This is a genomic window from Peptidiphaga sp. (assembly GCF_057238965.1).
Map to the genome: position 1 here is coordinate 17,352 of NZ_DBHHEV010000030.1, position 6,455 is coordinate 23,806.

At 62.2% G+C, this 6,455-nt stretch carries 5 protein-coding genes; 2 read left to right on the forward strand and 3 right to left on the reverse strand.

Annotated features, from left to right (window positions below):
• Positions 1 to 656 (reverse strand): hypothetical protein (locus ACO48X_RS05255; RefSeq protein WP_485001070.1); only part of this gene is annotated, 656 nt, incomplete at its 3' end.
• Between the two features lie 519 nt (positions 657 to 1,175).
• Positions 1,176 to 1,667: a hypothetical protein gene (locus ACO48X_RS05260; protein WP_485001071.1), complete on the reverse strand. Its 492-nt coding sequence runs from the start codon at positions 1,665 to 1,667 to the stop codon at positions 1,176 to 1,178.
• 1,009 nt (positions 1,668 to 2,676) lie between these two features.
• On the opposite strand from ACO48X_RS05260, the gene ACO48X_RS05265 reads away from it, so the two are divergent.
• Positions 2,677 to 3,345: a nitroreductase family protein gene (locus ACO48X_RS05265; RefSeq protein WP_485001072.1), complete on the forward strand. Its 669-nt coding sequence runs from the start codon at positions 2,677 to 2,679 to the stop codon at positions 3,343 to 3,345.
• A 1,193-nt stretch (positions 3,346 to 4,538) separates the two neighbouring features.
• Positions 4,539 to 5,135 (forward strand): LytR C-terminal domain-containing protein, encoded by a 597-nt coding sequence (locus ACO48X_RS05270; RefSeq protein WP_485001073.1) that lies wholly within the window; start codon positions 4,539 to 4,541, stop codon positions 5,133 to 5,135.
• Positions 5,136 to 5,156: 21 nt separating this feature from the next.
• Here the strand turns inward: ACO48X_RS05270 and ACO48X_RS05275 are convergent.
• A partial coding sequence (locus ACO48X_RS05275; RefSeq protein ID WP_485001074.1) for a uracil-xanthine permease family protein occupies positions 5,157 to 6,455 on the reverse strand: 1,299 nt, incomplete at its 5' end.

Below are 6,455 nucleotides of genomic sequence, written 5' to 3' on the forward strand. Positions count from 1 at the left end.
GTGCGGTTGCCGTTCCACAGACGCCAGGTGACCTTCCCAGGCTCCCACTTGACGTCCATGTGATAGGTGCGCGTGGCCTCGGGCATCACGTAGGGGCTGACCTCGAACGACTTGCTGTCGCTGTCCCTGTAATACGTGAACTTGGCCCGCATCTTGTTGTCTTTCTCGTGCCACCGCGAAGTCTCGATGAGGTCGACTTCGCTATTGCCTTTCGTGGCATTCGAACCCCAGTCATATGTGAAAGCGCCGAATACTGAGTGTTCGTCGAATTCACGAGTGTTCGATGTGAAAGAAAGGGTGTAGTCTCCGTAGCCGACGGCGTCGGCGCTGACGATCTCCGAACCGGTCATCAAACGCTTTCCACGGTTGTAGTTGAGCTTCAAAACCAGATCATTGCCGGAAACGGACGCGTTGTCCTTGGACCATTCGTCAGTCCGCATCGGGCCGCCGTCGTTCCAAGCGCTGTCGCGCACGTACCAGTCACGCCCGGCCCACCTGAGTTTGGACGCCTTCCCGTAAGGGGGCTCGCCGTTTTCCGCCGGCCGCACCTGAGTTTGGGCGGAGCCGGCAGCGGGGCCCGCACTTGCAGGGCCGCCCGGAAAGGCCATGGATGCTGCGCAGACTGCGGCAGCCAGTGCGACGTACCTTCTCTTCATCTATATTTCTCCTTTGCCGTATGAGGATGTGCATCGTCGGGGAGCGAGTCGAAATGCGCGTTCGTTCGCCTCTAATCTTCCATTCCCGTGCTTCAATTGTCCCCTCTCGCAGCCGTGCAAGAAAGGGGAGTTTGTCCCGAATTTTAACGGTAACGTCCGTTTAGAATTGTAAACTTATTAATAAATCATTTTGATTTAAAACAACACTATCGAATGTAAATTTTGCCATACGGTGCGCGACGAAGTTTGACAGTGAGACTCGGACCACCCGACGCCTTGCACGATCTGCCGCGAAAACCCCGGCCCCGGCACGACGCAACGCTTCCGCGCGACCAACTTTCGACGCAACACGCTTTCGACACAACGCTTCCGCGCGACCAACTTTCGACGCAACGTTTCGGCGCAACACGCTTTCGACGCAATGTTTCGGCGCGACCGGCTTTCGGCACAGCTTTCGGGCGCGGATCTCGACACTTCGGGCACGCCCCTCAACACGACGCCCTCAGAGTCCTGTTGCCCTCAAAGGCCCGCAAGGCCTCTCTCGGCCATCGGCACGTTGGACTCCCCCAGCCGAATCCGCCAGGCGTCGAAGTCGCCGTCGTCGGCGACGATCCAACGAGAACGGAGTCGCCCGCGATCGTTGACGACGCCGACGAAGAGGGCCGCCCAAACAGGGCGAGACAGGCGCTCTAGCTCCGCGCGCCAACGGGCGAGCACGCGATTGAGGTCCTCAATCGCCTCGGCGGGCATCCATCCCTCGAAGCCGCGGCCGTTCCATATCAGGAGGGCGTAGGTCTGGATTCCGGGAAGGGCGCCGTCCGCGTTGGCCACGAGCGCGACCTTCGACCAGTCCCACACGACGCTCGCCGCGGCGGCCGCGAGCACATCCACAGTCTGGGCGGCAAAGGGCTCGCCTGCCTCGCGCGCGTCGAGGCCGCGGCGTGCTTCCAGGCTGCGGCCTCGAGCTTCGAGACTGCCGTATCGGGTTTCAAGGGCGCGTCCCCGGACCATTGGACCTTCTTTCGTCGGAGCCGCCCACCCGGGCGGCCTTTCTCAGTTCGAAGCGGCAAATGCGCGGCGGCACAGCGGCAAGCGCAGGTGCAGGCCGCCGCGGCACGCAGATGACGACGGAAGGCTCGCAAGCGCCTTGAACAAGGCCTGCGAGGACAAGCGGCAAGGCACGTCGATGCGCGGCAGCCAAACGATTTGCGGGCGGGAGCGACGCAAGCCGCGACCGCGAAGCGAGGCAAGCCGCATGCAAAGGCCTCTAAGTCAGCACTCCGTGCGTGAAGGCGTGCGATCCTCAAGCAAACCCGCCTGCCCGTTTCTGACTGGCACTCCGTGCGTGAAGGCGTGCCGACTGCATAATACCCTGCCCCCGCCCCGCTTCTTTCTCACAGGCAACGAGCCTCAACACCTATGTGACATACACCATTTTTTTGATTACCTTCGCCGCCGTCGCCGTTCACACCGCCCCCGCAGGCATCGACGCGAGAGCGCCCAAGCCTTCCAAAACGCCGAACGGCAACGGATGGCGACGTCGTCGTACCTCCCTTTGCGTGGCGCACCCACACGCCAAACGCTCGAGGCCCAGCGCCAAGAGACAAGCGCGCCGACGCCGGAAGACCGGGCCGCCGGAAGGAGAGAAAGCCTCATCTTACTCCCGGAGAACACAACCTTTTCACAACGTCGCCCCCAAATTTGCCACATGATGCTATTTTGTTCGCCGCCCGGTGCATTGTGGTACTCAAGTCCGATTCCTTTCGGTTTCCGGGGCGGCTGCGGGCATGGCACGCCTCTCAGAAATGAGCTTAGGTTCACGCACAATTTAAGGTAGGGTATGTGGCAACAAAAGCAGTTGCGCTTACACACGCAGCCGATACGCGACAACGGTGTTTCACGCACCACACGTTATGGCGGCGCTTGACGCGCACTGGCCCGCCGCTTGAGACCCGCGGGGGCATATAGCCAACTGAATCAGCCAACCGAATCCGCACCAGCCAAGCGAAAGAACGATTCTATGACCACACCCGACATCCCTCGGAGCGAGATAGCGAACGCGCTCGAGTTTCGCCATGCTTGCAAGGCGTTCGACGCAAGCAGGAAGATACCCGATTCCGACGTCGAACTGATCGTGGACGCGATTCGTCTCGCCCCCAGCTCCTACGGTTTCGAACCGTGGAACGTCATCGTCGCCCAGAGCGAGGACCTGAGGAACGCCGTCAAGGCATTCGCGGGGAACAACGCCGCACGTTTCGACGCCAGCCACTTCCTCATCTTCACCGCAAAGACCGGCCTGCAGATCACGCGTCAGGGCGGCCACATCGACCACATCCTGCGGGACGTCCGCGACCTCGACGACGACGAAGCGGCTGACTTCAAGGCCTTTTGGACCAAGTGGGCTGAGAGGGACTTCAAGCTGATAACGGCCGACGTCGTTCATCAGTGGGCCGCGCGTCAAGCGTACATCGCGCTCGGCGGGGCGATGCTGGCGGCCGCCGAGCGGGGAATCGACTCATGCCCGATCGAGGGGTTTTCGATCGACGGCGTGCGCGAGATCCTGACCGAGCGAGGCCTCATCGACCCCACAGACTCCTCGCCGGTGGTCATGCTCGCTCTGGGGTACCGAGCCGGCGGCCAGCCGGCGCATTCGAGGCGCGATATCGAAGAGATCGTCCGCTGGGCCTGACCCGGCGCAGGGACACGCGCGGCGGCCGGGCCCGCACCCCGGCCGGACGTTCGGAGTCGCCGCACACAAACCGAATGCGTTCCGACGCCGCAGGCGGATCGAGAAACCGAATTCGCGCAAACCGAAGGAGGCCAATCAGCCGATAAGCAGCCAGCACATAAAGGGGGCCCGGGGGAACCCCCACACGAATTCCCCCGGGCCCGGTTTCACGCCCTCGTAGACGTGGATGGCGGTCGTGGTGACTAATCAGCTTCGCGCAAAGCCGATGTACTTCCAGGACCGACCGAATGTGGCGGTGGTGGACTTCACCGCCACAGGTGACGACCTTCGACGCACCCCGAACGTCGTCACCAGTCTTTATAACGTTTCGATAACATGAGCGTAGGCGGAGAAGTTCAACTATGCACGTCGAAAGCATGGGTCTTCCAACCCATCTTGCCCAACTTGACATTCGCTTCCGTCACAGCCTTCACACCGTGCACTCTTTCGCACAACCTTCGCCCCTTTCGCAACATTTCGATCAATCGGCGTCGTGACGCCGATTTCGGGGCACATCTGCTGCAGCGGAGCCCCTCGCCCGCCGAGCCGCTCGGAAGCAAAACCTGTTGCCCATCCCACGACAATCAACTTAACGGCTTCGTTAGTTGTTTCCGTCACACTTCATGCGTCAGGGGTTGTCGCTCGAAGTTTCTGCGCAGGGCGCTCACACGGAATTGCCTCGCGGCGCTTATTGCCGGGCTCACGCAACGCACCCCTTGCGAGTCTTCCGCAATGCCTCTTGCTGGGCTCACGCAAAACACCCCGCCGGGCTCACGCCATGCGCCTTGCAGAGCTTCCGGTGAAACTCTGCCAGTCGCCAACGCCGTTTCCGCTCCCGAGCAAGGCTTGGCAAAGCCCCTCTGGAGGGCTCTGGGAGAAAACCGGAGTTCAACCCGGAAACCGGAGCAATCGGTCCGAGAACCGAAGCGTTCCGTCCAGGAACCGGAGCAATCGGACGAAGAACCCCACGTTCGGGTTGGAGAACCGCTCCCGTCTTAGTCAAAGGACCGGCCGCGCCAGAATCGGAGGACATCCGCGCCAGAATCGGAGGACCAGCCGCACCTGATCGCGAAAACGCCGACGTGGCGAACCTCCAAGCCTCAATTCAGTTCCCGCATATGCATCCTCGGCGTCGCTGGACTACCGTATAACCTGTGAGTGAGGACAATTCGGCACGCGCCGCCTACCGGCGCAAGATGCAGCAACGCCAAACGGTGCTCTTCAGCACGTTGACAGCCACTTTGGCCGTCATCATGGTCATAGCGATGCTCATCTGGACGAAAGTCATTCCATTGCCCTTCGAGCCTAGCTTCGCGAGAGACGAGGACCCCAACAAGGTGGTCACGCCGTGCATAGCCGACGGTTCGAAAGCCACCGAAGTTTCCTCGATCACGGTTAACGTCTACAACGCGACGAACCGCACAGGCATTGCGGACGAGGTCGCAAAATCTTTCAAAACGTCGGGCTTCAGCGTGGCGCAAACCGAGAATTGGGGCGGCGAGACGGCGATCAAAGAGTCCGCTCGGATCGTCACCGGCCCTCGCGGCATCAACGCCGCTTACACGGCTGCCCAATACATCCCGGAATCCGTAGTCCACTACGATCCCTCGATAAACGACGAGACGATCTCCGTTGTGCTCGGCATCGGCTACGACAAGGTGCTCGAAGCAAAAGACGTCAAGAGCAAGAATCCGAAAGGCAAGCTGACAGCAGCCAAGGACTGCGTGCAGGTCAGCAACCACGGCAAGTGACGGCGTCGGCCCGGAAAGGCCCTAGCGCTGCATTCGGGCCGATCGCAGCGCCCCTTCTTCCAGCTCGGCTCCGGCGGGCGCCGAGGCCGGCGTCGCCGGCTCCTGACGCGTTCCACACACGGACGCGAGCAGGCGCATGCTGTGGAAGATCGCAATGGCGGCGAACGAGCCCAGGGCGATGCCCTCGAAGACCATGTCCCCGGCGACCCAGGTGTAGTTGGCGATGGCCACGACCATCGCGACGGCCGCGGTGTTGAGGTTGACCGGGTCGGAGAAGTCGACCTTGTTCTGAACCCAGATTCGGACGCCGAGCATTCCGATCATTCCGTAAAGCACGGTTGCGGCGCCGCCGAGGACGCCGGCGGGAATCGTCGCGACCGCCGCTCCGAACTTCGGCAGAAACGACAGGCCAAGGGCGAAAAGCGAGGCCACCACGTAGGCGGCCGTCGAATACACCTTGGTGGCGGCCATGACGCCGATGTTTTCGGCATACGTGGTGGTTCCCGAGCCGCCTCCGCTGCCGGCGAGGGCCGTCGAGACGCCGTCGGCGAAAAGGGCGCGTCCGGTGACGCCGTCGAGGTTCCTGCCCGTCATCGCGGAAACGGACTTGACGTGGCCGATGTTCTCGGCGACGAGGACGAGCACGACAGGAACGAAGAGGCCCAGCAGGGCGACGTCGAAGGCGGGGGCGTGCAATTCGGGAAGCCCGAGCCACCCGGCGCCGGAGATCGAGCCGAAATCCACCTCGCCGCGCACACACGCAACGGCGTATCCGAAGAGGACGCCGAAGAGGATCGACAGGCGGCCGACAATCCCCTTGAAGCAGACCGTGAACAGGAGGATCGCGACGATCGTGGAAATCGCCGTGACGGGGGCCTCCTTGACGTTGTTCCAGGCGCTGGGGGCCAGATTGAAGCCGATGAGCGAGACGATCGCTCCGGTCACCACGGGCGGCATGAGCTTGTCGATCCAGCGGGTTCCGGCAAAGTGCACGACGAGGCCGATGGCGGCGAGGGTCAGGCCCGTCGCTATCACGCCGCCCTGGGCGAGCGCCATCTTGTGAGAGTCGATCGCGATCCCCGATTTCGAGCTGTACCCCGTCACGGCGGCAATGGGCGCGATGAGGGCGAAGGAGGATCCGAGATAGCTCGGCAGCTTCCCGTTCGTGATGAGGAAAAAGAGGATTGTGCCGGCGCCCGTGAAGAAGAGCGTGGTAGAGGGGTTGAAGCCCGTGAGAATGGGAACCAGGAAGGTCGCGCCGAACATCGCCACAACGTGCTGGGCGCCGATGCCGACGGTGCGGGGCCATGAGAGCCGCTC